The 25153-nt window shown below is 68.7% G+C and carries 17 protein-coding genes and 5 pseudogenes; 6 read left to right on the plus strand and 16 right to left on the minus strand.

What is annotated here, in order from left to right; all coding sequences use genetic code 11:
• Window positions 1–494 precede the first annotated feature (494 nt).
• From ACNPQM_RS26275 to ACNPQM_RS26310, 8 genes are all read right to left on the minus strand, one after another.
• Window positions 495–1007 carry a hypothetical protein gene (locus ACNPQM_RS26275; RefSeq protein ID WP_418085962.1) on the minus strand — a complete coding sequence of 171 codons (513 nt, stop codon included), beginning with the start codon at window positions 1005–1007 and terminating at the stop codon, window positions 495–497.
• Window positions 1000–2733: a type IV secretory system conjugative DNA transfer family protein gene (locus tag ACNPQM_RS26280; protein WP_418085963.1), complete on the minus strand. Its 1734-nt coding sequence runs from the start codon at window positions 2731–2733 to the stop codon at window positions 1000–1002. Before ACNPQM_RS26280 ends, ACNPQM_RS26275 begins: the two co-directional genes overlap by 8 nt.
• Window positions 2733–4286: a type VI secretion protein gene (locus tag ACNPQM_RS26285; RefSeq protein ID WP_418085964.1), complete on the minus strand. Its 1554-nt coding sequence runs from the start codon at window positions 4284–4286 to the stop codon at window positions 2733–2735. The genes ACNPQM_RS26280 and ACNPQM_RS26285 overlap by 1 nt, the downstream gene beginning before the upstream one ends.
• Window positions 4286–5809, minus strand: coding sequence for an SCO6880 family protein (locus ACNPQM_RS26290; protein ID WP_418085965.1), 1524 nt, complete (start codon window positions 5807–5809; stop codon window positions 4286–4288). Before ACNPQM_RS26290 ends, ACNPQM_RS26285 begins: the two co-directional genes overlap by 1 nt.
• Before the next feature lie 3 nt (window positions 5810–5812).
• Window positions 5813–7405, minus strand: a complete 1593-nt coding sequence (locus ACNPQM_RS26295; RefSeq protein WP_418085966.1) for a hypothetical protein — start codon at window positions 7403–7405, stop codon at window positions 5813–5815.
• A 265-nt stretch (window positions 7406–7670) separates the two neighbouring features.
• The gene (locus tag ACNPQM_RS26300) at window positions 7671–8441 is read right to left on the minus strand and encodes a hypothetical protein (protein WP_418085967.1); all 771 of its coding nucleotides are present in this window, start codon (window positions 8439–8441) and stop codon (window positions 7671–7673) included.
• 11 nt (window positions 8442–8452) lie between these two features.
• Window positions 8453–8791, minus strand: a complete 339-nt coding sequence (locus ACNPQM_RS26305) for a hypothetical protein (protein WP_418085968.1) — start codon at window positions 8789–8791, stop codon at window positions 8453–8455.
• A 13-nt stretch (window positions 8792–8804) separates the two neighbouring features.
• Entirely contained in the window at window positions 8805–9704 is a 900-nt protein-coding gene (locus ACNPQM_RS26310; RefSeq protein WP_418085969.1) for a hypothetical protein, read from the minus strand.
• A gap of 301 nt (window positions 9705–10005) precedes the next feature.
• Between ACNPQM_RS26310 and ACNPQM_RS26315 the strand changes: the two genes are divergently transcribed.
• Both ACNPQM_RS26315 and ACNPQM_RS26320 read left to right on the plus strand, forming a co-directional pair.
• Complete coding sequence (locus ACNPQM_RS26315) at window positions 10006–11052, plus strand: NlpC/P60 family protein (RefSeq protein WP_418085970.1); 1047 nt, start codon at window positions 10006–10008, stop codon at window positions 11050–11052.
• Window positions 11049–11606, plus strand: coding sequence for a hypothetical protein (locus ACNPQM_RS26320; protein WP_418085971.1), 558 nt, complete (start codon window positions 11049–11051; stop codon window positions 11604–11606). Before ACNPQM_RS26315 ends, ACNPQM_RS26320 begins: the two co-directional genes overlap by 4 nt.
• Window positions 11607–11810: 204 nt before the next feature.
• On the opposite strand, the gene mobF is transcribed toward ACNPQM_RS26320, so the two are convergent.
• The 4 genes and pseudogenes from mobF to ACNPQM_RS26340 form a co-directional block, all read right to left on the minus strand.
• Complete coding sequence (gene mobF, locus ACNPQM_RS26325) at window positions 11811–15959, minus strand: MobF family relaxase (protein ID WP_418085972.1); 4149 nt, start codon at window positions 15957–15959, stop codon at window positions 11811–11813.
• A 198-nt stretch (window positions 15960–16157) separates the two neighbouring features.
• Window positions 16158–16376 carry a transposase gene (locus tag ACNPQM_RS26330; RefSeq protein WP_418085986.1) on the minus strand — a complete coding sequence of 73 codons (219 nt, stop codon included), beginning with the start codon at window positions 16374–16376 and terminating at the stop codon, window positions 16158–16160.
• A gap of 104 nt (window positions 16377–16480) precedes the next feature.
• Window positions 16481–16600: pseudogene (locus tag ACNPQM_RS26335) on the minus strand (hypothetical protein); the annotation flags it as partial.
• 532 nt (window positions 16601–17132) lie between these two features.
• A pseudogene (locus ACNPQM_RS26340) lies at window positions 17133–17408 on the minus strand (transposase); the annotation flags it as partial.
• 601 nt (window positions 17409–18009) lie between these two features.
• Between ACNPQM_RS26340 and ACNPQM_RS26345 the strand changes: the two are divergent.
• Window positions 18010–18442, plus strand: a pseudogene (locus ACNPQM_RS26345) (IS6 family transposase); the annotation flags it as partial.
• Between the two features lie 553 nt (window positions 18443–18995).
• On the opposite strand, the gene ACNPQM_RS26350 reads toward ACNPQM_RS26345, so the two are convergent.
• Window positions 18996–19187 (minus strand): DUF397 domain-containing protein, encoded by a 192-nt coding sequence (locus tag ACNPQM_RS26350; RefSeq protein ID WP_418085973.1) that lies wholly within the window; start codon window positions 19185–19187, stop codon window positions 18996–18998.
• On the minus strand, window positions 19184–20065 hold the full coding sequence (locus ACNPQM_RS26355; RefSeq protein WP_418085974.1) for a helix-turn-helix domain-containing protein: 882 nt from the start codon (window positions 20063–20065) through the stop codon (window positions 19184–19186). The genes ACNPQM_RS26350 and ACNPQM_RS26355 overlap by 4 nt, the downstream gene beginning before the upstream one ends.
• 172 nt (window positions 20066–20237) lie before the next feature.
• Between ACNPQM_RS26355 and ACNPQM_RS26360 the strand changes: the two genes are divergently transcribed.
• Window positions 20238–20678, plus strand: coding sequence for an ATP-binding protein (locus ACNPQM_RS26360; protein ID WP_418085975.1), 441 nt, complete (start codon window positions 20238–20240; stop codon window positions 20676–20678).
• 775 nt (window positions 20679–21453) lie between these two features.
• Here the strand turns inward: ACNPQM_RS26360 and ACNPQM_RS26365 are convergent.
• A pseudogene (locus ACNPQM_RS26365) lies at window positions 21454–21810 on the minus strand (helix-turn-helix domain-containing protein); the annotation flags it as partial.
• A gap of 36 nt (window positions 21811–21846) precedes the next feature.
• Window positions 21847–22179, minus strand: coding sequence for a glyoxalase superfamily protein (locus ACNPQM_RS26370; RefSeq protein ID WP_418085976.1), 333 nt, complete (start codon window positions 22177–22179; stop codon window positions 21847–21849).
• An 85-nt stretch (window positions 22180–22264) separates the two neighbouring features.
• Between ACNPQM_RS26370 and ACNPQM_RS26375 the strand changes: the two genes are divergently transcribed.
• A complete protein-coding gene (locus ACNPQM_RS26375) occupies window positions 22265–23278 on the plus strand; it encodes a hypothetical protein (RefSeq protein ID WP_418085977.1) in 1014 nt (337 codons plus the stop codon).
• Window positions 23279–23564: 286 nt separating this feature from the next.
• Window positions 23565–24768, plus strand: a pseudogene (locus ACNPQM_RS26380) (IS110 family transposase).
• The last annotated feature ends 385 nt before the right edge of the window (window positions 24769–25153 follow it).

The raw sequence follows: 25153 nt of genomic DNA on the forward strand, positions 1-25153 counted from the left end.
GCCGCGTCCTCGTCTTGGGCGAAGAGGCCGAGCGGTGCGCCGGGGGTCAGCACCACAGGCAGCGGATTGCTGGCCCGTGCGGTGTCCGGGCCGAGCGTTTCAGAAGTGGCGGGTGGCGCGGGCGCTGGGCACCCGGACCGCGGGTTTGGGGGTGAACAAGCCGTGGGCTTGCCTGGCAGCGGCGGCCACGCTTTGCGGCACGGGGGCGGCGTTCAGTGTCGCAGTGTCCGGCTTGGTGGGCGGCGGGGGTTCTGGGGCTGCCGGCGTCGCCACGGTTTCGGGCACGTACTCGTCGTACTCGCTGACGGCTCCGGGACGGCGGGTACCGGTGCGGTCGCGAGGGCTGTCGGTTCCCCGGGCTGCTGCTCGGAGGCAACGACTTCCATCGGGTGGGCGTCGGCCTGCAGAGCAACCCCCTCAGGCGCAAACCGTCCCTCGTCCCCCATCGATTCCTCCCTTCGCGTGAGTACGGTCTCTGCGGCGCGACAACACCTCTACAACGGCGCGTCCAGTTCAGCGGTGCGCCGAGCCAGTTCGGCCGCCGCCGGATGCGCGGCCGCCGTGGTGGTGGCCTCGGCGGTGACCAGGTACACCTCGAACGCCTCGTCGGCGTCGGGCGGTGGCGGCACCAGCGGCGGCGGGCCCTGGTGGCGACCGCTGGCACAGGCGGCCAGCTGCAGGCGGGGCGTGAACGCGTGCAGGGTGTTGATCCAGTCGGCCTCGGCAAGCTCCCGCCCGGCTGCCTGTTCGCCTGCATAGGTGCGCAGCCAGCCGATGTACAGGGCGGTCAGGTGCTCGACGACGGGAGGGTGGCGGTACCAGCAAGGCGGAATGTTGTTGTGGAGTTCGAATGTGCGGCGCAGCCAGGTGACCCAGGTCGCGAGTTCGCGCATCCGGGCACGCCGCTCCGGCGGTTGCATGGCAGCCCACACCCACCGCTGAGGCTCCTGCTTAGCGGCGGTCGGTGTCGGCCACAGGGAGGCGGGGTTGTCGAGGGCGTCAGACACGGGTGTCGGCCTTCCCGGGTGCGGCGGGTTTGGTGAAGCTGACCGTCCCCGTCGGAGGAACGGGGGCGGTCAGCAGCTTCTTGAGGTCCTTGTCGCGGAAGGTGAGCCGCATCCTGACCTTGATCGGGGGCTGGTTGGAGTACTGGGCGATCGCGGTGAAGTCCGGCAGCTGTTGCAGGGAGTGGACCGGGGCGAGGTCGGTCTCGGTGGCGGAGGTGTTGGTGGAGTGCTCGCCACGGGAGCGGCCGTGGGAGGTGCGCATCACTTCAGTGCGTCCGTACAGGCCGGAGAAGTAGCGCAGGGTCTCCAAGTCACCGCAGCCGGGCAGCAGCATCCGCAGGCCGCTCGCGGAGAGCACGGTGTTGGCCTTCTGCGTGCCGAGCCGGTCGCGGAGCTGGGACAGGTCGTGCCACACCGTCAGGACATCGATGCCCATGCCCCGGCCGGTGGTCAGGATGTTCGGCAGCCTCGGGTAGCGGAGCATGTTGCCGGCCTCGTCGACCATGACGCCCAGCGACGGGTCCAGCGGCTTTCCGGCGGTGCTGTAGCGGACTTCAGCACCGTGGATGATCGACGCGATGATCGAGGTCAGCAGCGGGGCGAACCGCTCCGCGTCGGCTTCGGACGCGATAAGGCAGACGGTGCCGTACTGCTCCAGAAGCTCCTCGACGGTGAAGTCGGTGCCCGAGCACGTTTCACGGACTTCTTCGTCAGCGTAGACGCGAGCCAGCACGTTGAGACTGAACTGGATCGAGCCGATACCGTCCTCGTGGAGGCGCAGCCAGGGGGAGGCGTAGTCGTCGGCGACTTCGGTGTAGCCGTGCTGCAGCAGGACGGCGCGGACGTGGTCGACGGCGTCCTTGCCCAGCCCGAGCCAACGGCGCATCGTGCTGACTCCGCCGCCGGAGAGGTTCGCGGCGAGCAGGACGCCCTTGAGGACGCTCTTGGCCTGGTCGATCCAGGGGGCGGCACGCTTGTCATCGCCGGAGGAGGAGGCCTCTGCCATCCACGCAGCCATCCGGTCGGCGGCCTTAGCGTCGGTGCAGTAGTCCACCGGGGACCACTTCTGTGTGGTGCGGCCGGGGATGCCGGCGGGAGCAATCACCCACACCGGGCCGAAGTGCCGGCGCCGGGCGTAGATGATGTCCAGGTCGGCGGCCTTGGTGGTCGTCACGACCAGGGGTCCCTGCCACTCGGCGGCATTCGGCAACACCAGTCCTGTCGTCTTCGACGACCCGGGCACCCCGAACACCGTGGCGGAGATGTTGGGCTGGGCGGCCACGATCTTCTTGGTCCGCATCCCGCGCCCGGCGGTGATCCGGTTGGCTCGCCTGACCGGGTCCTGCGGTGCAGCAAGTTTGCGTTCCACCTTCGCACCGCCCCACTGGGCGCCGCCGGTGCGGCCGCTGCGGTCAAGGAGGCTGACGGCTTTGACGGCCAGGGCGAGGACGGCGACGACCAGGACGACAGCGAGCAGGTAGAACAGCCAGGCCGGCGGGGCCGGGTCGTAGGCGGCACCTGGGCCGCGTACGAGGGCGGTGAGAACGGTCGCCGGGACGCTGTCGGTACGCGTCGCCCACCCGTGCCCGGACAGCAGGGAGGCGAGCGGTGCGGCCAGAAGCACAGCGCCCCCGACCGCGACCAGGGCGCCCGCACCGTAGGCGGCAAGCAGGGTGTTGTCGTCCATACCCGCGGTGGACGGGCCGCCGCTCTTCTCCGTCGCCATCACACGACCATCCGCTCGTCGGTCTCGAACAGCTTCTGCTCGGTGTGGGAGAGGACCAGCTGGACGGCGTGGGAGCCACCGCCGCGGCCTACCTTCCACAGGGCGCGGCCACGTTGGCCGGCGCCCCAGGAACCAATCAGGTCACATTCGGCGTCGGTGAGTCCGATCGCCTCGCGGGTGATCTGCAGCGGGCGGGTGTCCTGGGCGAGTTGAATGCGGGTCTCGCAGGAGGAGATGAGGTCCTTGGCGATCGCCACGGCCTCCGAGCCGGCCGCACCGACGCTCTCGAAGTCGGACAGGCGGTGGGTGGCCAGGATCTGGATGGTGCCGGTCGCCCGGGAGAGCCTGAGGTCGGCGTCGATCTTGCGGACCATGGCCGCACCGCCACTGCGCATCTGGCGCCACAGTTCGTCCCGTACGACGACCCACGGCCGCTGGCCGGGCCGGTCGATCGCCGCCTGTGCCCAGGAGGAGACGCAGGACAGCACCATGGCGACCGTCTCGTCGCCGTACTGCTCCAGGGCGGAGATGTCGACAGACTGGATGGGGGCCTGCCAGTCCAGGCCGATGGATGTCTCCTGGTCGAAGAGTCCTCCCAGATGGCCGTTGACCATGGAGCCGAGTGCCGAGCGGATGGTGGCCATCTGCTCGCGGGCCCGCTGCACTTCGCCGTCGCGGACCCGGAGTTCCCGAGCCATCTCGTCCGTGGGGTCGCGCAGCTTGTCGTAGACCAGCGGCAGCGTGGGCACCGCGAGCCGGGTCTGTCCGTACAGCTCGCCGGTGACCTCCCGCACCGCGACGTCCAGGGCTTCCTCCTCCTGTGACTGCAGAGTCCGCTTGAGCTGGAGCTCCAGCAGGGCCTTGAGGAGGGTCAGTCGGCGCCGGTGGATCTCCTGGAGGCGGCTGCGGAGTTCGGCCGAGTCCGTGATCCGGTCCAGGCCCGCGCCGAGGGGGCCGGCGTCCAGCGGGTTGAGGCGGCCGGGCAGGCCGGGGCCGAGCCGGACCGGCTCGACTCCCAGGTGGCGGCACAGACCTTCGTACTCGCCCTTCACGTCGCCCGCGATCAGGGTGCGGTGGCCGAACGCCATCAGCCGGAAGCACAGGGCCTTGATGTGCGCGGACTTCCCCGACCCCGGAATACCGGTGATCATGACGTTGGGGTTGGTGCACAGTCCTTCGCGGACCCAGACCGCCGGATGGGCGGAGAACGCCTGCGTGGTCAGGGTGTTGTGGCCGATGTACGCCCCGACCGGCGGCAGCGCCCCGGCGTGCAGGAACGGGTAGGCGCCAGCCGCATTGCCGGTGTCGGCGCGCACCACCTCCGTGCGGGGCAGGGACGCGGACCGCCCCGCATACGGGTGCGCCCACCCCTTGCGCGGGGCGATCCGCATCACTGTGTCGGCATCTTCGAGACGTCGGGCGGCGCGCTGCTCGGCCGCCGTCGGCCCGGCCGGAGGGGGGACGAACGTCGTGTTGATGCCGGTGGCCTCGCCGATCCCGGCGGCATTCAGCAGGGTGTCGTCGCCTGTGCGGCGGCGGGTGAGGAGGCCCATCAGAATCCCGTCCGTCGGTCGGGCAGTCCCTGGCCGAGCGGAAGCGCGCCCGCGGCGAACCCGACGTCCTGGGCTCCCCACATGCGCCGCAGTTCCAGGCCGGCCGCCGCAGCGTCAGCCTGCATCTCCGCGCAGGCCGTCTCCAGCTCCTCCAGGTCGGTGACGGTCACCGACAGCACCGCGGTCATCCGCACCACGCCCTGGCCGGACGCGCGGGCCATGTCCTGGGCGCGGGCGAGGTTGACCTCGCGGCGCTCGTCCTCGCTCTCGTCCCGGCCTGTCTTGGCCCGCAGGTACCGGGCGGAGGACCGCTTGCTCTTCTCCTTCGCGAGCTCCTGGCGGGCCCGGCGCGGGCCGAGCGGTTCGTAGACCAGGCTCATCGAGCGCCGGGCATTGCGCCTCGGGCGCAGCAGCGGCTGCAGGAACGTCGCGTACACCTGGGCCTGCGGCCAGCTCCGCACCTGGTACGTGACCGTCCAGGCCCCGTCGTGGCGGTAGGTGCCCCATCCGGTCTCGGCGGCCGCGGGCCCGGCGAGGTCCGTGGCGACGCCTTCTTCGGTGCCTTCCCATCCCAGTGTCCGGGCGGCGGCATTGGCGTTGGCGAGCGCGACCTGGGCGTCGGGGTCGTACGCGGTGCGCACGGTCTGGGCCAGCCCCCGCGGGGAGAGCCATTCGACGACCTGCAGGCTCGCGGTGCTCAGTGCTCCGCCGAGTGCGTGGAGCTCGCGTACCAGGACGGCGGCGGCGCCGACCTGGCCGCCGCCGGCGCCCTTGATGGCGAGACGGGCCCGAGCCGCCGACAAGGTGATGGACAGATACGTCTCGCGGGACGTCGCCGCGGGGCCGGCCCCTTCCATCACATCCGCCAGCGCGCTCACCGCTGCCGACGGGGCATCAGCGGTGATGTACTGCGCAGTCCATGACCGCAGGGCCGCCCCGTCGTCGGGCAGGCACCGCTGGTGCACGGACAGGCGGGTAATGGGCGAGTCCTCGGTGCAGAACGTGCGCATCAGCGCAGCCCAGGATGAAACCCGGGCCGCCTGCTTATCGCTGTCCACCAGCGCAAGGCCAGGGAAGGAGACACGGGCGATGGCGGTGTACGTCCCGGCCACCGGGTCGTGCGCGACACCGAGAAACCCTCCCAGCCCATCGGGTGCCTCCAGGATGCGGAGCCGGGCCAGGGTGCCGGGCAGGTCCATCGGCTGGTGTCCGGTGCGGCCGGATCGGGGGGCGAATGGCCCGCTGGAGAAGATGTTCTGTTTTCTTGCCACGGCAATCTGATGCCTCACTGCCAGAAGGATCCATTCATCGGCACTCAGCCCGCTCACCCGCCCGAAGGCAAGCAGAAGCAGCAGCAGAGCCAGCGGCACACACACAGCGGCCGCGGCCCAGCTGGACAGGTTGACGGGGGTGAGCAGCAGCGCGCAGGCCACGGCAACCAGGGCGAAACCGGGCCCGGACAACCGCCCCATGAAGCCGGACTTCTCCGACTGCCATCCGCTGTAGGTGATGGGTTGTGTCATCGGCTATCCCTGAGTCGGAGGGCTGGGCGGCTGCACCGGCTGCAGCATGCTCTGCGCACCGTCGTCCGCTTCCTGCGGTTGTCCGGCGGAGGCGGAATGGCGCCGCTGTGCGATAACGACGTGACGGCCGCCAGCCGCCCCGTGGTCGAGACCGGCGTGGCCAGCGGTGCTCGCCATGCCGGACTCGAGGGTGTCCTTGCCCGCGGCGAGGACCTGCAGGGGCAGGCCGATCGTGCCCACGACCCGGGATCCGAAGGTCCGTCCGCTCCCGCCCCCGGTGCCGCTGCCCATGCTCTGCACGGCGTTGGAGCCGCTGGCGGAGGTCTGGGCGTTGTCCTGCTCCAGGGCACGGGTATAGGCGCTGCCTCCGCCGACCGCCCCGGCCCCGCCCAACTCCGGCCGGTAGCCGCCGCTCATCGATGCGGCGGACGAGCCGATCGAGCTCATGATTCCGGAGGCGATCGCGCTCCCCCCGCCGACGGTGGAGAACGTCATGAACTTCGCCAGGACAGGCCACGCGAAGCAGGCGAGGACGAAAATGACGAGGCCGACGAACATGTTCTGCACACCATCGCCGTCGGACATGGCACCGAACCCGATCGCGAAACAGAGCACGATCATCGGCTTCATCAACACCAGCGCAATCAGCGCGTTCCTGGCCTTGGGCCACCACTCCTGCGTCGAGTCGGACAGCTGCCCGGCCAGCACCACCGGCATGGTCGCCACCAGGATCATGATTCCGGCCTGCCGCAGCAGCACCTCGATCCACAGTGCGGCGATCGCCAGGATGCACACGATGCCGACCACGATGATCACACCGACCGCCGCGGCCGTCACACCTTCACCGGTGATAAGCGCCGTGCCCACGGTCGCCGCGCCGCCGCCACCGGTGATCAGGCCGCCGAACAGGGTGCCCAGCTGCTGCTGCATCGCCTTGGTTGCATCGCCCGCACCCGAGCCGCCACCGTGGAAGCTGTAGTTGATGATCCAGGTGGACACGGCATCTGACCAGGTCAGAGCCGTCTGCGTGGCAACCACGTAGACCGACGAGATGATCCCCCACTTCGCCAGCCCCGTCACGGCAGTCGCCGCGGGCTCGCCTCGTTGGCTGATCGCCACCTTCCCGAACTGCAGCAGCAACAGGAAGGTCGCAATCAGCAAGGAGAGGACCGTCATGATGCCCTTCGGCTTACCGATGCCGGTCTTGGACAGATCGATGGTGGACGAATCGTTGAAGACCTTCGCGAACTCCTCCAGCAGCCATACCACGGACTTGCCGATGTAGCGGGCAGCCTCCTTCAGAGCGTTCGAGGCCATCTCTGAAATCTTCCCGGCCACCCACGTAAACGGGGACTTCGCCTTAGGCGGGTACTTGTTGCCGCCCTCACGCTGGCACTCCCGGAATATGCCGCCCTTGTTGACACAGTCGGTGATGAACTTGTTCAGCTTTTCGTAGTTGGGATCGTCGGCCTTGTTCGGGTAGTTCTTGCGCCACGTCTCCAGCCGACGCTTCTCGAAGGCGCGCCGCCCCTCCTCGGAGCAGTTCCGGGCCCCGGTGCCGTCAGCTCCCTCGCAGATGTCGACGGTGCCGGGCATTTCGCCAGCCTCCGGCAGTCGACAGATGCTGGTCTCGTCGATCTCGTCGTACAGGCAATAGTGACCCCTATTGTCGATCCCTACTGTCGAACCGCCGGACCAGTCGTTTGGCGCCTTCTTGCCGCTGTCAGGCCCGTAGTCGAGATGCCATCTCGGCTTGTCCTCAGCCACTGCTGCAGGGGCGGCGCTCAGACCGGATCCGAAGCACACCAATAGGACAACCATGAGACAGACGAAGCGGCGGAAGAGGCCTCGCGATGTCCGGTCAGTCCGCATGCCTCACCTGCACCCAGCCGTCGTCCCACGCGTACGGTGATTCGGGGAAGTAAGAGACGGGGAAGCTCCGCTTCTTCCAGTACTGCGGCTCGTCGGTAAGTTTCCACTGGCCGTTCTGCCACTTGAGAATGAAATCGACGTCCTCCTCCTTGAGCGGGTCGTCGTCCGTTGGCTTCTCAGGCGTGGTCGCGAAGCGGTCATAGTTCATCCAGATTTGCACCACCTCCCCGTCGGGAGTCAGTGATTTTCCGCGGACCGCGTTGACAGTGGTGGTGAAGGTGATCCCGGCGGGAGTTCCGCCGGACGACGGCAGGTTGACACCTTCACGCATCTTGCGGACTTCGGAGATCTGCTCGTCGACGTAGCCAGCGGCATCCGGTGACACGACGGCCTCAAGTTGCTGGCGTGCTTTCTGATCGTCGAGGAAGGCGTACTCCTCCCAGAAGTAGACAGCTGCCGAGATGGCACCGCTCGGGCTGTGAGGGAAGCCGGTGGAAACCCCGTTCCGCTGCCCAGTCGGGACTCTCAGCGTGACCTTCTTCGCCTTCTCCGGGGTCATCCTGCCGCTGCCGTTGGATCCGGTGGCGGACGGCTCTGCTTTCGCCGTGGCTGAGTGGCCTGTCGCGCCCTTCTCTGAATCGTCGTTTCCGAGAAGGGAGTAGGCCGCGACGCCTCCGGAGGCCAGTCCTGCGGCGGCAAGTACGGAGAGCCCGGCGAGGGTGAGTTTAGCCTTCCGGGCGCTGCGGTCGTGGGTGTCCATCTGCCGCCGCCTCACTTCGCCATGTTGTAGAACGCGAGGACGAGGCTGCTGGTCACACCGATGCCTCCGGCCCCGAACAGGCTCCACAGCACGGACTGCTTGCCGCGGGCGGCCAGCTGTGCGCGTTCGCTGTTGTGGCCCACAGCCACCAGGAGCCATCCCAACAGTCCGCCGCCCACTGATGCTGCGAGACCGAGCCCGGCCGTCCAGGACAGGATCGTCTTGACCTGGGTGTTCACCGCGTCGGGAAGTTCCGGACTGTATTTCGGGACAATCGGGTCCTTACCGTCGGCGAGTACGTGCAGGTCCGGGGCGGTGGCCAAGGTGTGCAGGATGGTCATCAAGGTCATAGCCGACACCTCGTCAAAGTGGTCTGGAAGCGGGGGAAGCGACGGCGAGCGGCGCGGGGCGCGGCGCCTCGGGAAGCGGCATGCCCCAGGTGGCGCCGGCCACTGTCAGGACTGCCTGGGCGAGCGAGTGGGCGGCCTGCCGGGTGCGTGAGCGCAGCCGGGATGCCGTCCGCAGCCCGTGAGTACGGATGTGCGGGTCGTGCGGGAGGTGCACCACGGCGGCGGTGCGGGAGGTCAGCATCGTCGCGCCTGCCCGGACGACTGCGGGCAGCCGTCCGTCGGTCTGTGCGACGAGTACGGCCACCGTGCGCTGCAGCTGCATGCCGTCGGCATGCAGCGCCATCACTGCCTGTTGCAGGGCCTGGACGCCGCTGGCGGTGGCGGCCGCACACAGCACCGGTACCGCGTAGGGGAGTTCGCACCAGGCCCGGGTCTGTCCGATCCGCCCGGCGCAGCGTGCGTCAAGGATGTCGTGGGCGACGGGGTGTGTGGTGTCGGCGATGACGGCTTGCCATCCGCCGATGGCAGCCAGCTGGAGCCAGGCGGCAGGGTACTGCGGAAGCGCGAGCGGCGGACTGTGCCAGTCACGCCTGTCGGTCAGCACCTGCCAGCCCGCGCCCCGCCCGGCCGGCCGCCAGGCGGCCGCGCGCTGGACCTCGGATCGGGTCAGCGGCCGGTCAGGCGGGAGCACAGCCAGGCCTCCGACTTCCTGCCCGACCGTCCACGAGGGCCAGGGCGAGGACAGGCGCGGTGCGGTGTCGAGCACAACCGTCCCGCTTCCGGCCACGGTCATCGCTCCGGCGAGCAGATCGGCCACGGTGGAGCGCCCGCTGCCCCCGGTCGCTGCCATCACCGGCAGCACCAGACGGGATCCGGCAGGTAGCGCCATCAGCGCGCCTTCCCATTTGCCCACCCTTACCCCCACACACGGCAGATTCGATTCTTTGCGATGGCTAATCTTGTACACAATTCATCGTTCACAAGCACCTCGGAACCATATCGCTTTGATGCGCGCAACAACTAAACATATTGTCAATCTGCGTCACATAGAGCCGTGATGGCATAGTGTTACGCATCATCACCCGACCCGGACGTGGCCTATTCTCAGCAGAACAGACCGCACGGCAGGATTCTTTTACGCAAATCTAGAGTGCAGGTCTAGGGGGACTGTGCGCGTCAAGCGATGGCTAGCCGTTGCCGTCGGCGGGGCGGTCATGACACCGGTCGCGGTCGGCATGGGAATCGTGCTGCTCATCGCGACGTTCGACGACGACAGGGCCGGGGGCAGCGTGGAGCCGACAGCGGGCAGCCTCAAGATCGGCACGGGAGGCGTCCCAGCCGAGTACGCGTCGATGATCCTCAATGCCTCGGCAGACTGCGACCAAGGGCTGCCTCCGTCGATCCTGGCTGCCCAGCTGAAACAGGAATCGAACTTCAACCCGAGTGCTGAGTCCCCCGACGTCGGCGCGCAGGGCATCGCCCAGTTCATGCCGGATACCTGGCCGACCTGGGCCGTGGACGGAAACGGCAACGGGACCAAGAGCGTCTGGGAACCTGCGGACGCCATCGCCGGGCAGGGGAAGTTCATGTGCAGCCTGCTCAAGAAGGGCAAGGCGCATCCCCAGTACAACGGCTCACCCCTCGAACTTGCGCTCGCCGGCTACAACGCCGGCTGGGGCCGCGTCGAGCAGTACCAGGGCGTCCCGGACATGCAGTTCGCCAAAGGCCAGACATACAACTACGTCCAGATCATCATGGCTTCCGCCCGGCAGTTCACCGCCCCCGCGTCCAGCGAGGAGGTGGATCTGCCTGCCGGATACACTCTGCCCGCCGGAACACCACCCAAGGTCCGCACCGCGGTGGCCTGGGCACTGCAGCAGAGGGGCGGCTGGTACCACCTCGGTGGCGACTGCACCAACGCCCACGGCCAGGGGTCTGCCCACTGGTGCGACTGCTCGTCTCTGATGCAGCAGGCCTACCGGGCCGCCGGGGTCGCCATCCCCCGGGTCACATACGACCAGGTCAACATCGGCGACCGGGTGAGTATCGACGACCCCAAGCCCGGGGACCTGGTGTTCAATCCGGGCAGCGACGGATCGGACGCGCGCCCGGGGCACGTCGGCATGTACATCGGCGACGGCAAGATCATCGAGGCGCCCCGCACCGGCGTGCGAACCCGGATCGTCTCGTACAGCAGCTGGCGCAACTCCACGAGCGCCATGACCCGAATCACCGAAGTCCGCCGGGTGGTGAAGTGGTGACCCGCACAACCGAAGGGCGTACCGCCATGCACGAGCACGAAGAGCTGTTCCGCCCCTGGGGCACCGTGACTCCCGCATTCTGGGGCGCCCAGGCACTCGCCCCCGCCGCGCAGACCGGCCCTCAGGCCCGGATCCCGGAAGTGCTGCGCGAGCGCCTGGCCGCCGTCGCCGCTGCGGCCACCGGCGGCCAGTTGCAAGACGCCGCATGGATGGCCTACCAGCTCGATATCGAGATCGCCGCCGAGTGGGGCGCCGAGCACCTGAACACCGTCCACATCCGGGAAGTCCGGGGACACATTGCTCACCTGATGGATGATCACGCCACCGCGCTGGGATGGTACCTGCACACCGCGCGCCTGCGGGCCACGATCCAAGGCCCTGGTCACCCGGACACCGAGGAAGCCACCCGGCGCGTCTACGGCCTCTGGCGCACGGTCCCGGCCCATGACGCGCGCAGGCTCGGCAACGAGCTCCTCGCCGCCGTCACCGACATCCACGGCCCAGAGGCGGCCGTCGCCCAGCGGACCCTCAAGAGGTTGCAGTCCCTCGACTAACCATCACCTATTCCGCGCTACAGGGAAGTGCTCGGCCCAGGACAGCGGCCGGGCACGCAGTAGCCCCGGGGGACGAGTGCTCTCCCGGGGGCCGGTTGGTGATGTCAGAGACCGATGCCGTCGGTGGCGGAGTATTCCCAGCGTTCGCCTTCGTCGGCCTTCTCCGCACTCAGCATGAGGTGCCTTTCCACGGAGCTGGAAGGGTCATAGCCCTCGGGACGGTCCGGAGCGGCTCTGTGCCGACGGCCGGTAGCCGGGCTCGTGCCGTACGGATGCGGCGGCCTGCTGCTCGTGGAGGTGCCTGCCTCTGGTCTCTGCGGTGTGCAACTCGCCGTACTTCTCTGCGATGGTCCGGCGCAGCGCTTGCTCCTCGACCATCAGCACGGCATTTTCCCGGTAGATCGCTGCTGAGTTCCGGTACTTGGTGATCTGGCCGTGCAGGCGCGCAAGCTGCTTGAGTTCGTTCGTGTCGACGCGCTGCGCGAACGCGGGCACGTGTGCCCGCATGGCAGCGAACTTTCGGGCGACGTCGTCGATGTTGCGGGGTGCGGGCTGGGTGGCGCCCATCTCCCGGAAGGCGTCGGCATACTCGCTACTGCGGATGGTCTCCCACGCCTCGTTCCGGGCGGTGTTTGCCGCGGACGTGGCCCGGCTTTCCTCGCTCCATCCTGCGGTGCGCTGGGCACGGTAGCGCTCGGTCAGTTCCTGGTGTTCCTTCTTCGATGTGCTGGCCAGACGGAGCGCGAGGCGGCCCTTACTGTTGTTGGCCTTCAGCCGTTCCAGCGCGGCGTTAGCTTCGCTGACCGCGGCCTGGGCGAGTGCCGCCTTGCCGAGTTCCTCGCGGGCGGTGCGGAGATGGTTGTCCGCATGGTCCAGCAGCACGATGGCGTCGGCGGCGCGGCGCTGGCCCTTGGTCTGGCCTTGGGCCTTTTCCTGGGTGAGCCGCTCGGCCAGGGCCCGGGCTTTCTCACCGTCGTGCAGGGCACCCTGGTCGCAGATCTTGGCGCGCTGCAGAGCGTCGCCGGGCTTCCAGCACAGGTCGGCGTCGGACGTCGTGCCGAAGGGGCGGTCCGTCCAGGAAGGGATCGCCCGCATCGCGCGCTGGCGCTGAAGCTCGGCCGGCTGCCGCTGCCGGTCCTCGCTCAGCTCCAGCACTGTCTCGTCATCCAGGGCGCGCTCGGGCACCGGCTGCTCGCGGGGTACCGGCGCCCGGTGGGCCTGTTCCCGTTCCTCCTGTTCGACGTGGGGCAGCACCGCTCCTGCTGCGGGAGCCCGTTCGGCAGGAGGCCCGTGGGCGACGGGCCGCTCCTGGATGGCCTGCACGGGCAGCACGGCCGGGGCGGGCGGCTCGCGCAGCAGGTCGGAAATCATGCCGTCCGGCCGCGACTGTCCCAAGTAATGGGCGAAGGCCAGGATGGCGCGCTGCAGGAGCTCCTTCTCGCTGCGGGCAGCTCCCAGGCGTGCCTGCGTCGTCTCGTCCTCCAGCACCGCCAGCGGTAGCCACAGATGGTTCTCGGATCGGGCCCGGGTGATGCCCGGGTAGGTCGCGAAGGCGTTCGCTCCGTGCCCGTACATCAGAGAGGTGTCCACGGTCATGCCCTGGCTCGCGGCGATCGTCATCGCGTAGCCAAGCGACAATGCCCCGGAGGCAATCTGATCGGCGCTCAGCCACGCCGACTCCTCTCGCGGTTTCCCGCCGCGGCCCTTGAGCCGCCAGCTGATCTGGACCCGGCGCTCGTCATCGATCGCGGTGACAACGGCGCGGTAGCCGTTGAGAAGGTCCGGGCCCTGCCCGCGGCGGGCACGGTAGTCGTTTGCGCGGACCCGTACAGCGTCGCCGACCGCGAGGGTGAGCTGATGACCGCCGGGCAGCGCGAAGGTGCGCTCGGCACCGAGCTCACCGGCAGCGCGGCGGATCTGCTGGGCCCCAGCGTTGAGGACATCGACGTCCGTGTTGCGGGCGGCAAGGACGACCATGCCCGCGATCAGGTCATGCATGTCGGGCCAGCGGACGCGCAGCTCGTCCCACGCGGTGAGGATCTGCGAGCGGGCCTCGTCCGCGCTCTCGGCAGCGTGGACCCGGCCGCCGGCAGCGAGCAGGTTCAGGGCCTGCTCGTGGTCGCCGGTCCGCCACACTTCCAGCGCCTGGCGCTCGGCAGCGTTCTCCTGACGGTAGTTCTCGGTGAGGGTAAGCCCCTGGACCAGACGATGCGCCTCGCGGAACCAGCCGCCCACCCCGATCGCCTGGAGCTGTAAGTGGTCGCCGATCCCGACGATTTTGGTACCGGTGCGGACGGCCTCGGTCATCAACAGGGCCGCGGACCGGTCGTCGACCATCGTCGCCTCATCGAGGACCAGGATGTCGATGCCGGCAAGGCCCTTGCCTCTGGTGATCCGCTCCAGCCAGGCCGCGACCGTGCGCGACGGGATCGCGGAGGCGCTGGCTAAGTTCTGGGCGGCGACCGCGCTCAGGCAGGCACCCGCGTACGTGGTGCCGGCAGCGTCCCAGCCGATCCGGCACGCCTCCATCAACGTCGACTTGCCCGCCCCGGCGATGCCGACCACCGTGTCGATGCCGTGCCCGGCGGTCAGCAGCCGGACGACCGCCTCGCGCTGCTGACCGGACAGCTCGTAGCCAACGGCGTGCTGGTAGGTGGTGATCGCCCGCTCGGCCTCGTCCGGGCTCAGGACTGCGGTGCCCTCGTCGACCCGGGCCAGGACCTGGCGGGTGACGACGTCCTCTGCATCGAGGATGTCCTGGGTGGTGTAGCGGGCGGTGGACGACATCACGGTGGAGCCGAAGGCCGGCACCGGCACCGCGTATCCCTCCACGGCCAGGACCTGGTCGGCGAGCTCATCCAACCGCCCCGGCACGTCGTCGATGCCGTACTCCATCGCGTTCGCCAACGCGGCGAGCAGCTGCGCGCGGCTAAACGACTTCTCCGACCGTGTGACGCCGGTGTCGGGGTCGAACACGATCGCGGCGAGGTCGGAGGGCGGCGGGGTTCGCGGGCCGTTGACGGGGCCGTCAATGCCCGGGCCGTCGCCTGGTCCGGGTGGTCCGGGGGCCGCGGCCGAGACCATCGCGTCGACGTCGACACCGAGGTCCTCGGCCCGCTGACGCCAGCTGTCCCGCATCGTGGTGGCGTCGACCGCGTGCTTGGCTCGCTTGGTCTGCAGCGAAACCACGGCTTTCTCCTCCCGGCTGGCGCCGGCGCCAGCCGTCGCGTCGACCAGGGCAGCCCGGCGCGAGAACTCATCGCGCACGTGCTCGGGGATCCCGACGATCTCCCAGGCGCCGGTCCGCTCATTCCGCTCACGCCGTACCCCGAACCGCTCGTACATCAGCGCACGCACCCGCGCCTTGAAGAACGCATCGAGGGCGGAGGCGTGCCGGTGCAGGTCCTGCCCCGAGTTCGCGATCGACCGCCACTGCCCGTCCTCGCACAACGCCATATTGGGGATCGTGACGTGCAGGTGCAGGTGGGGGTCACCGGGCTGTCCGTCGCCCATCGGCCGGGCTGCCTGGTGCTCGACCGACCAGGCCATAAACCCGCCGGTCGCGATCCTTACCGGCTGCCCGTCCTCGCTGCCGACCGCGTACCCGGCCCACGATTCGAGCTGGGCAAACATGTCCCGCTTGGCCTGGTGGACCAGGCCGCGCAGCTCCCGTTCGTCCAGGCTGCCCATTAAGCCCTGCAGCACGCTATCGGACTTGGGGAGATCCAGGACCAGGTCCCAGCCGCGGACGCGGTCATCGACCCGGACATCCTTGTGCGCCCACGCCTCTGCCAGCTCTGTCTCGCCGTAGACGTCGGTGAGCTCGAAGCCGGCGGCGCGGGCAAGCTTGTGGAGGGTGCCGACCTGTATCCGGTGCATCTCACCGAGCCGGTGCACCATCCGCTGCTGGGTGGCGAGGACCTTCTGCTGCTTGGGCTTGCCCTCCAGCAGGTCGGCAGGCTCCACCTCCCGCTTCGCGGCCGCTGCCTCGATCGCCTCGGTCAACCGGGCGGTGGTCAGCTTCGCTTTCTCGTGCGCGCGGGCCGACGTGCGCGAGCGGATCAGCCGGGCCCCAGTCGCCGGGTGACACCCGTTCATCAACCGGCGCGCGGCGCCCTTGCCCTCCTCGTCCAGCACCGCCCCATCGACCAGACCGACCGTCGACAGGCCCGTGCCAATCCACACGAGCACGGCGTCGCCCTCGGTCCGCAGCCGGTGGTCGACCGCCTCGCAGCCAGCCCCCTGCAGCACGACGGCCTCTGCGGCTGGCGCCTCCACCACCGAGCACCCGGCCTGCTCCCGCAGCCGGTACTCGACCTGCTCATCCGCCGTGATCCTCGTCAGCCACGCCACCGGCCGCCCCCATTCCCTGTCACCCCGTCAGCCGAACTTGTGCACTTGTGCGTTCCGGCTTCCCGGAGTTGACCAATGATGGAACTCCCTTAGTCCATTCCTTCACTTTGATCACCGACTGGAACCCATCGACCGTACGTTCAGAGCCACGTCGTAGTGGACAGCAACACTGCTTGCATCGGGACGTTCACGATGGAGTCATGACCGCTCCCGTTCGGGCGGACGTCCGTTCCTGCTGTATGGCTCGGTCACTGGCATGGCTTCACCGGGCCGAGCCGACAACGTGGTGGAGATGCCCACGACGTCGTTGAGGCCGCGGTCCTGCAGGCCGAGGCGAAACGCCGCCGCGTCGCCGTATCCGGCGTCCGCGATGGCGAGCGGCACGTCGATCCCCCACGAGCGGGTCTCATCCACCATGTCGAGCGCGAGCTGCCACTTCTCCACATGCCCGATATCGTCGGGGATCTGGCACGCGGTGCGACGGGCGATCTTGTCCGGTCGGTCTTCGCGGACCCGGGCGTCCAGGTCTCGGGCAGAAACAGCCGCCAGGCGACCGCCGCCGAGGCATAATCCGAGGCCAGGTGCAGTGAGGCAGTGCTGGAAGCTGGTGCGCTGGTAGCCGTTACGGGACTCGGCGGCAAGCGGCAGCTGCTGAATCCCGGTCGCGAGCGTTAGCACGTGGGCGTGGGCCGGAGTGGCGGCGGGCAACGGCAGGACAGTGAGTGCAGCGGCGGCGAAGCCCCGCACAATTTTGGTGATCACGCGGCTTTGGTACCGACTGCGAACCTCAGGCCTGCGCCGAACCGCTGTGTCATCACCCGGCGGAGGGGAAAGTCGTACCGGCGCAGCGCAGCCTGGCGCGCCGCTGGCCAATGCCGCGGCAGCCGGCCAGGGGACGCAGGACATCCGGCCGGACGAAGGCGATGGCACCGACGTAGGCGTCGGCCGCCGAGGCCGACCAACTGCGGACGCGGTGTAGGCCGAGGCGATCAGCTCGCCGTGGTTTTCCCGTGGGAAGGTCACGGGAACCACGAACGCGAAGGTGCCCCGACCTGCGGTACCCATTCCCGGGCTCCACGATCCTGCACCAGCCGCCAAGCTGCCCGAAACCTTCTGCCGGGCCCGGGGTAGGCAAGTGGACGATGGGTTCATGACAATCTTGAGCTGGGCGTTCTCCTTGCGCAGTGCGGCGAGCTCGGCGCGTTCGTCGGTGGTCAGCCGGTCGTCACGCTCGCCGGCATCGGCCTCGGCCTGCCGGATCCAGCCACGCAGGGCCTCGGGATACACTCCGAGGTCGAGGGCGAGCCTCTTGATCTGGGGCTTCGGGTCTGAGGTCCGATACATCCGCACCGCACGCTCGCGCAACTCCAACGAGTACTTCCTGGGGGCAGCCATGGTCGATGTTCCTCTCATGAGAACCATCTGCCCCTCTGTCAGCATCCTCCGCATCTCGGGGGTGCCTCTGTGTCTTGTCAAGTCGCTTGAGGCAGGGGATGCTTAGACATTCGCTCGTCTGCGATCATGGTGCGCCATACGTGATCGGCGAGACGGCGCTTCAGACAGCGTTTGGCTTCCCGAGGTGTCTTTCCTTCGGAGAGTTTCCGCTGGTAGTAGGCACGTCCTGGGGAGTTCGGCATCCTGATCTGGGTGACGGCAATGGTGTTGAGCGGAGTTGAGTTGGCGGTCCGCCGGAGCGTGAGAGCCGGTGGCGGGCCTTGTCCGCGCTGGCGATCTCGATCGGCGCGGAAACCGGGTCGGCGGCACACCCCGAGCGAGCCAGCCCTGAGGGGCGGCAGGAACCTCACGAGCCATCCAACCCGGCGTCCTAGGGAAACGCTACGAGCGGCCAGCCCGACCGCGCTCCGCTACGGCCAATACAAGTCGGGAACCTCAGTCAGCGGCTTGGGCGCGGAGAGCGTAGCGGGCTGGAACGGAGGTGGGGCGGTCATTGCCGGGCCGTCCTACGAGCGTGTGGCTGCGCTGGCATTGTCACGTGGGCTGACCGGCCCGGGATGATCTTGTGGTTGATCGCGCCGGGAGGGGTTCGCTCGTGTCGTCCGCGCCGCCGTCCTCCAAGGGGCACCGGTACCCGGCAGAGATCATCTCCCAATGCGTGTGGCTGTACTTCCGCTTCCCGCTCAGCTTCCGGGAGGTCGAGGAGCTGATGCTCGAGCGCGGTGCGCGTCTCCCACGAGACGGTCCGCCGCTGGTGCGCGAAGTTCGGGCAGGCCTACGCCAACTCCCTGCGCCGGAGGCGGCCCCGGCCCGGGGACAAATCGCACCTGGACGAGGTCTTTGTGAAGATCGACGGTGAGCAGCGGTACCTGTGGCGGGCCGTCGGCGCCGACGGCAACGTGCTCGACATCCTGGTCCAGGGCCGAAGGGACAAGGCCTCAGCCAGGCGCTTCTTCCGTAAGCTGCTCAGGAATACCTGCTCGGTGCCGCGGGTGATCGTCACCGACAAGCTCCGCTCCTACGGCGCAGAATCCCTCGTTCGGTCGTCGTCCTGACCTCGGGTACGGACTGGGGTACCCGTGCCGCTGGGCAGCGGCGGAGCAGCGGCGCCGAGTCCCCCATACCCAAGCGGCAGCCCGCGAAGATCAAGGCGTTGCAGCAGACCGTCGGGGTGGCCCGCCTGGCAATCGAAAGGAAGCGCTGGAACGACGCGCGTTACGTGCTCAGCCGGGCCCGGGCCCTCACGAGCGCCCTCCCCACCAACGTGGCTGTCCAGGAACGCGAGAAGCTCTCGGCGCTCCGCAAGAAGTACGCAGCGCGCAACACGCCGGCCGCGAAGAACGCCAAGCAGGCGAAGGCGACACCAGCCGGGCGCGCGGGCGGCAAGAGGCCCACCCCGAAGAAGGCCACGGCGGCGAAGAACGCCGCACAGAAGCCGAAACCGCGCCCGTTCGCGACCTCGATGACCGTTTCATCAATCGCGCGGCCCTCGGTTACGCCCCCACGGACAAGACAAAGGGTTCCTGAGCACGGCGAAAGCGTGCCGTCCACCGCTCAGCCGACGGCACGCCCTCCCGTCGCTCAGCGCTCCGACGCGAACCGCACGAACTGTCCCCAGCCGTTGCGGTCCACCGCGAAAGCCGGACGGGTCACATCCTTGGAGTCCCTTACGTGAACGGCCTGTTCGGCGACCGCGACCTCCACACAGCTGTCGCCCTCGCTGCCGCTGTAGCTGGACTTGAACCAGGCGAGTTCCGTCGTACCGCTGTTCATCGCTCTCCTCGAAGTCGCTCCAGCAAGGCCCGGGATTCGTTGGGGCTCAGGGCCTGCGAGCGCAGTGTGTCATAGCGTTGGCAGATCACACTCACCTCCTTCGGGTCGGAGATCAGCCGCCCGTTCTTCTGCCCCTCGGAGTACCCGAGCCGCCGCCCCTCCGGGGTCTCCAGCACCTGTACCGGCCCGTCCAGGCACGCGTGCAGACCGGCCTCCAGCGGCACCACCTGAAGGGTCACGTTGCGCGGGGCGGTGAGCTCAAGGACATGGTCCACCAGCTCGCGCATCATCTCCACGCCACCGAACCGCCGCCGGAACACGTGCTCCTCGACGATGAAGCTGAACGGCACGGTCGGCCGCTCCCGCATCATCGCCTTCCGTTCCATCCGCGCCGCGAGCTGTTCTCCCAGCTCCACGTCCGTCCGCAGCGGGATCGTGCCCTCGAACACCGCCCGCGCGTACGCCTCCGACTGCAACAGCCCCGGCACCAACCGGCATTCGTAGGTGCACAGGCTCACTGCCTCCCGCTCCAGCCGCGCCCACCGCCGGAACCACGCCGCGAGCCCCGCCTCGCCCCGGGTGAGATGACAAGCGGCCTTCCGCAGGGCACCGGTATTGCCGAGCGCTGCCTCCGCACGCTCCACGAACACCCCTTCCGGCATCCGTCGGCCCAACTCCACCGACTCCACCGTGTGTTTGGAGTACTGGACCCGGGCGCCGAGCTCGATCCGGCTGAGCCCCGCGTGTTCGCGTAGCGCCTGGACGACCGCACCGAACGTGCGCAGACTGTCGGACGGATGGGGCTCCCGCTCCCACTCCCCCGCCGGAACTCCCTGCGCGCCGACGCCCCCAGCCGCCTCCCCCACACCGATGCCCATCCGCCCCGCCTCTCTCCGCACCACACCGCGACGGTTCCTGACACCGCCCCGGGCTCGCCACTCAGCGTGACGGAGAAGACACCGTACTGTCCACTCTTCGTGCCCGTACGTTGACTCCGCGTACGGGGTGCGGCTCTCGCCCCCAGGCCCCTCCGGCCGTCACTCTGGCGCCATGAACCACGCACTGCCCCAAGTCGACCGACTCTCCCGAACTTTCACCCAGCTCCTGTCGTCCACACGGCGCGGCGCCCGGCTGGCCAGGCTGCTCGCCGTGACCGAGCTGCGGACCTGGGGCGCCCCGCAGGGCCTCACGGAGCGTTCCGAACTCGTGGTCGCCGAGCTCGCGGCCAACGCCGTCCTCCACGGCCTCGTGCCCGGTCGCTGCTTCCGGCTCACGCTCGTCTTCGACCCGGCGGCCGGCCGCCTCCGCGTCGAAGTCACCGACGCCCGCGGGGAGGTGTACCCGCAGCCCCCTCCGGCGGACGCCGAACCCGAGGCGCTGCACTCCGGCGGCCGCGGCCTGCTGCTCGTCGCCGCCCTCGCCGACCACTGGGACTGCGTCCCCCACCCACCCGGCGGCAAGACCGTCCGGGCCGAACTGTCGACTCCTTGACCGGCAGGTGTTCGTCACCGTACACGCCGCCGCCATCGACGTTCAGGACAGTCACGGGCGTTGTCACGTTGTTGGCTGTGTGGGTGTCTGACTGTGCGTCGAGGTGTGGTGGGGCCGGGTGCCGGCCTGGGCTCAGGTCGCGGTAGGTCGGCCGGTGACGCCGGTGATCTGCTCTCAGGTGGTGAAGCGGATGGTCATTTCGGCTCGGTGTTCGGATGCGGTCATCAGGTGGCGTCGGGGCCGGAAGCGCGGCCGCACTCGGCGCGCTGTGATCAGTGCATGGTCGCAGCATGAAAGCGTGGAACTCCCGATCAGCGTGGCTCTGGCCCGTGCCGTTGCGGTGCTGCCGCAGGGGCCGGGCTGGTGGTACGAGCCGAAATTATAATCAGGGTTGAGTGCTGTCCGTTGTCCGCACCAGGACACAGACCGCACCGCACCCCCCGTCACAACCGGTTGATGGTGGACCGACCGGCGCCCTTCTGCCAGTCAGCTCCCGCCGCCACCGTGTTCGCGATCAACCCCGCCGGACCGATCGACTGGGGCGACCTCGCCTGTGGCGCAGGCTACTTCGACCAGGCCCACTTCGGCCCCGAGTTCCGGGCGTTCACCGGGCTCACGCCGACCCGGTACGTCGAAGTCCGGCGACGGTTCCTGCGCGAACATCCCGGCCACGCGCTGAACGGCTGGCCGCTGCCTGCCGATTGATTTCCTGCAAGAGCGACAGCTCACGACACGCTAATTTGGGGCACCCCAAAGCAGAGGAGAGCCCCGTGGGCAGCTTGGCCAGGCTCCAGGTCGAGAATGGCAGGCCGTGCTCGACCGGCTTGGACTTGGCGATCTTCTTGATCTCCCGGCGTTCCGGGAGGGTGAAGGTCTTGGGCCGGCCGCCCTTGTACTTCGGGTAGAGCGCCTCGAAGCCGTCGGCATTGAAGTTATGGATCACGTCCCGGACCCGGTCCGCGCTGGTGAACGTCACCTCGGCGATCTTCGTCACCGGCATGCCCTGCGCGGACAGCAGCACCATCTGAGCCCGCCGCCAGGTCACCACCGACCCCGTGCCGCGGCGGAGGATCCGCAGGAGTCGTCTTCCCTCGTCGTCGTCGATCTGACGAACACGCACTCGTTCTGCCACCAGCACAGTTTCGCTGCCACGCGCCAGTGGCAGCGTTCACTCCGTAGGTGTGCCGACCCGTAGCCGGTTGCCGTCAGGATCACGCAGTTCAATCTCGCGCGCCCACGGAGCGTCCTTCGCCTGAACACCGAACTCGTCAGCGACGGCGTCGACATCACGGACTCGGAGGTACACCAACGTATAGGGGCGGGCGTCGCCTTTGTGCTCCGACAAGAACAAACTCACCCGGCCACGGGCAACCTCGACGAACGCGGGAAATCCCGGTCCGAAGCGATGCTCCCACTGCTGGGTGAAGCCCAGACGCTCGTACCACGCAACCGCCACAGCGGCATCCTTGACGTGAAGAATCGGGATGACTTCCTCGTCCATGCGGCCCATCATCCCAGAACACCCGACAGGGCGAACGTTGCCTGATGCGGCACTAGCGGCTGTGATCACGGGGACAGCAACCAAAGTGGGTGAGCATGCTGGGGCCGCTGTCGCGCAGGTCGTACGAGACCGGCTGGGGGCGTCGGATCGCGGTCGGGCCGCTCTGGCGGATCTTGAGGAGACTGGGGCGTCCCCCGAGGCGCAGGCCGGGGCATCGGCGGTTCTCGCCGAGGAGATCGATGCCGATCCCCGGCTGCGACACGCGCTGACGGTTCACCTGAGTGCACCGCATGCTGCTGGCGGTGTGATCATCGACCGCAGCCGGATGCGCGGCGACAACCCAATCCTGGTCGGCAGCGGGACGATCAAATTCAGGAAGCCGACGTCGGCGGCCGGCACGGTGGCGCTCGTGCTGGCCGTGCTGGTGGTCCTCGCCGTGATCGTCCTCGCCGTGTACGGCGGGAGCCGGATCCTGAGTTCTGATGACTCTCCGGACAGCGGCCATGGCTTCGCATCCGCGACAGCCGGCAAGAACGATGGTTCGGCGTCGGGCAGCGGCAGCGGCAGCGAGGAGAGGACCACTACACCTCGTGCGCTGACTGTGGCCGAGACGAAGGACGTGGTGCCTGGACTGGAGGACATGCCGTCAGGCTGGGCAGTCTTCAGTGCGCGCAACGGGTTCCCCGCAGAAGGGGACACGGGGTGTAACAGGGGTACTGCGAACTATGAGAACCCGGAAAAGAACTCGGGCAACCTCATGGTGCTCTACCGCGTGACCGCGTGCCGAGACGTCCGAACGGTGATCGATGGGTACGCGGAGTTGTTGAAGAGTGTCGAAACCAGCGATCCGGAAGAGACGCGTATCGCGATGCCGAAGTGTGGTGATGAGAGCTTCGCGACCAGCTACACCATCACTGACGGCACAAGCGACTCGAACGGCGATCGCGTCGAGGTGCGAGCCCGGGTGGGGGCGGTCTTGATCGACATGACCTACGGCCCGATCGGCGATGGCCCCTACAGGTTCGACTTCCTGGAGCGGGCCCAGGAGCTCATGCAACTCGTCTGCGATCGGGCTGTCGATTCGCAGAGCACTCCCTGACCACCTCCGGCCCTCACAGTTACCTTTCTCGTGGCCCCGCAATGGGGCGCCTGGCCCCCGGGCCCGGTATGGCTGTCTGCCCCCTGTCGTACGCATGGCCTGGGGGGTGTTGCCGCCGGGTCTCGGGGCACCGCTTGACCGCTGATGAGGGGCCTGACGACCGCCCGGTCCGGCGCAACACCGGACCGCTTTGGGGGTGGGGATGTCTGCGTAACGTGGTTGCCGGCGTGTGGTGTCGCAGGGACGGCCGGGAGTTGGGGACACAAGAGGCGAGAGGCATGCGCACATGGTCGACACGACCGCGATAGATCTCTTCCTCGGCCTGGACCTGGGCAAGGAATTCCACCACGCCCACGGCCGGACCGGGGACGGCAGAACCGTGCACGACAAGCGGCTGCCCAACACCGAGCCGAGACTGCTGGAACTGTTCAGCAAGCTGGTGGCGAAGTTCGGCACCGTGCTGGTGATCGTGGACCAGGTCGCCAACGCCGTTGACGGTGGCCCGCGCGGCGGGCTGCCGGGTGGCCTACCTTCCCGGACTGTCGATGCGCCGGGCCGCGGACCTGCATCCGGGTGAGGCCAAGACCGACGCCCGCGACGCGTTCGTGATCGCCGAGACCGCCCGGACCATGCCGCACACCCTGCGCGCGGTGGACCGTGACGACGAGGTGCTGGCCGAGCTCACCATGCTCACCGGCTACGACAACGACCTGGCCGGTGAGGTCAACCGCGCCACCAACCGGCTGCGCGGCCTGCTCTCCCAGATCCACCCCTCTCTCGAGAGTGTGCTCGGCCCGCGTCTGTCCTACCCCTATGTCCAGGCCCTCCTCCAACGGCACGGCTCCCCGGCGAGACTGAGGAAACTGGGCCGGGCCCGCTGCGAGGCCCTGCTCAAGGCACACGGCTCGCGCAAGGCCCACCACCTCACCACCGAGATCTTCGACGCGCTCGCCGAGCAGACCCTCGTCGTTCCCGGCACCGAGGCGTCCGCGCTGATCGTGCCCGGCCTGGCCGCCCAGCTCGCCGCCGCCCACGCCCAGCGACTGGCCACCGAGCAGGAGATCGCTGCCCTGCTGGAGGCCCTCCCTCTTTTCCACCTCCTGACGTCGCTGCCCGGCATGGGCGTCAGGACCACGGCCGCCGTGATCGTCGCCATCGGCGACGGCAGCGGTTTCCCCACCGCCGGACACCTTGCGTCCTATGCCGGACTCGCCCCCGCGACGAAGTCCTCGGGGACCTCCATCCGCGGCGAGCACGCGCCCCATCGCGGCAACCGGCTCCTCAAACGGGCCCTGTTCCAGGCTGCGTTCGCCGCGACCGGCTGCAAGAGCGACCTGCCCTCGCGGGTCTACTACGACCGTCAGCGCGCCCGCGGCAAGACTCACACCCAGGCCATCCTCCGCCTGGCGCGGCAGCGCGTGAACGTCATCCACGCGATGATCCGCACCGGGACCCTCTACGAGCCCCGCACCCTCGACCTCGCTGCCTGAACACCCCCACCCGCCTACCCTTTCCACCCCGTCACGCCCGCGCACCGGCACGGCCACCCCCGCCAAGCCGGCCACCGGCCTGCCCACACGGCACCCGATCCGCCGGGAACGTCACGCTTCGCGTGACGTTCCCGAAAACCAGCACGAACCCATACGAACCAGCCCCACCAGGGTTGACGAAACAGATAGGGGCACCCCCCCCATTACCTTCTTGGTGGCCCCGCAATGGGGCGCCCGGCCTCCGGAGTTGGCATGACTTTCTCCCCCTGTCGAACGCATGGCCTGGGGGGTGGTGTCACCGGCTCCGGAGGCATCGACAGACCGCTGATTAGGGGCATGACCACCGGCTTGTCCGCAGGCCGGGAGGCTCTTCGTAATGTGGATG

The organism is Streptomyces sp. NPDC056231, assembly GCF_048270745.1.
In the GTDB taxonomy this organism is placed as follows: Bacteria; Actinomycetota; Actinomycetes; order Streptomycetales; family Streptomycetaceae; genus Streptomyces.

Coding starts and splice junctions, on each gene's coding strand:
- ACNPQM_RS26280 (WP_418085963.1), bottom strand. CDS start 2,733: ATGGCGACGGAGAAGAGCGGCGGCCCGTCCACCGCGGGTATGGACGAC.
- ACNPQM_RS26285 (WP_418085964.1), bottom strand. CDS start 4,286: ATGGGCCTCCTCACCCGCCGCCGCACAGGCGACGACACCCTGCTGAAT.
- ACNPQM_RS26290 (WP_418085965.1), bottom strand. CDS start 5,809: ATGACACAACCCATCACCTACAGCGGATGGCAGTCGGAGAAGTCCGGC.
- ACNPQM_RS26295 (WP_418085966.1), bottom strand. CDS start 7,405: ATGCCCGGCACCGTCGACATCTGCGAGGGAGCTGACGGCACCGGGGCC.
- ACNPQM_RS26300 (WP_418085967.1), bottom strand. CDS start 8,441: ATGGACACCCACGACCGCAGCGCCCGGAAGGCTAAACTCACCCTCGCC.
- ACNPQM_RS26305 (WP_418085968.1), bottom strand. CDS start 8,791: ATGACCTTGATGACCATCCTGCACACCTTGGCCACCGCCCCGGACCTG.
- ACNPQM_RS26315 (WP_418085970.1), top strand. CDS start 10,006: ATGACACCGGTCGCGGTCGGCATGGGAATCGTGCTGCTCATCGCGACG.
- ACNPQM_RS26330 (WP_418085986.1), bottom strand. CDS start 16,376: ATGGTGGATGAGACCCGCTCGTGGGGGATCGACGTGCCGCTCGCCATC.
- ACNPQM_RS26350 (WP_418085973.1), bottom strand. CDS start 19,187: ATGAACAGCGGTACGACGGAACTCGCCTGGTTCAAGTCCAGCTACAGC.
- ACNPQM_RS26355 (WP_418085974.1), bottom strand. CDS start 20,065: ATGGGCATCGGTGTGGGGGAGGCGGCTGGGGGCGTCGGCGCGCAGGGA.
- ACNPQM_RS26360 (WP_418085975.1), top strand. CDS start 20,238: ATGAACCACGCACTGCCCCAAGTCGACCGACTCTCCCGAACTTTCACC.
- ACNPQM_RS26370 (WP_418085976.1), bottom strand. CDS start 22,179: ATGGACGAGGAAGTCATCCCGATTCTTCACGTCAAGGATGCCGCTGTG.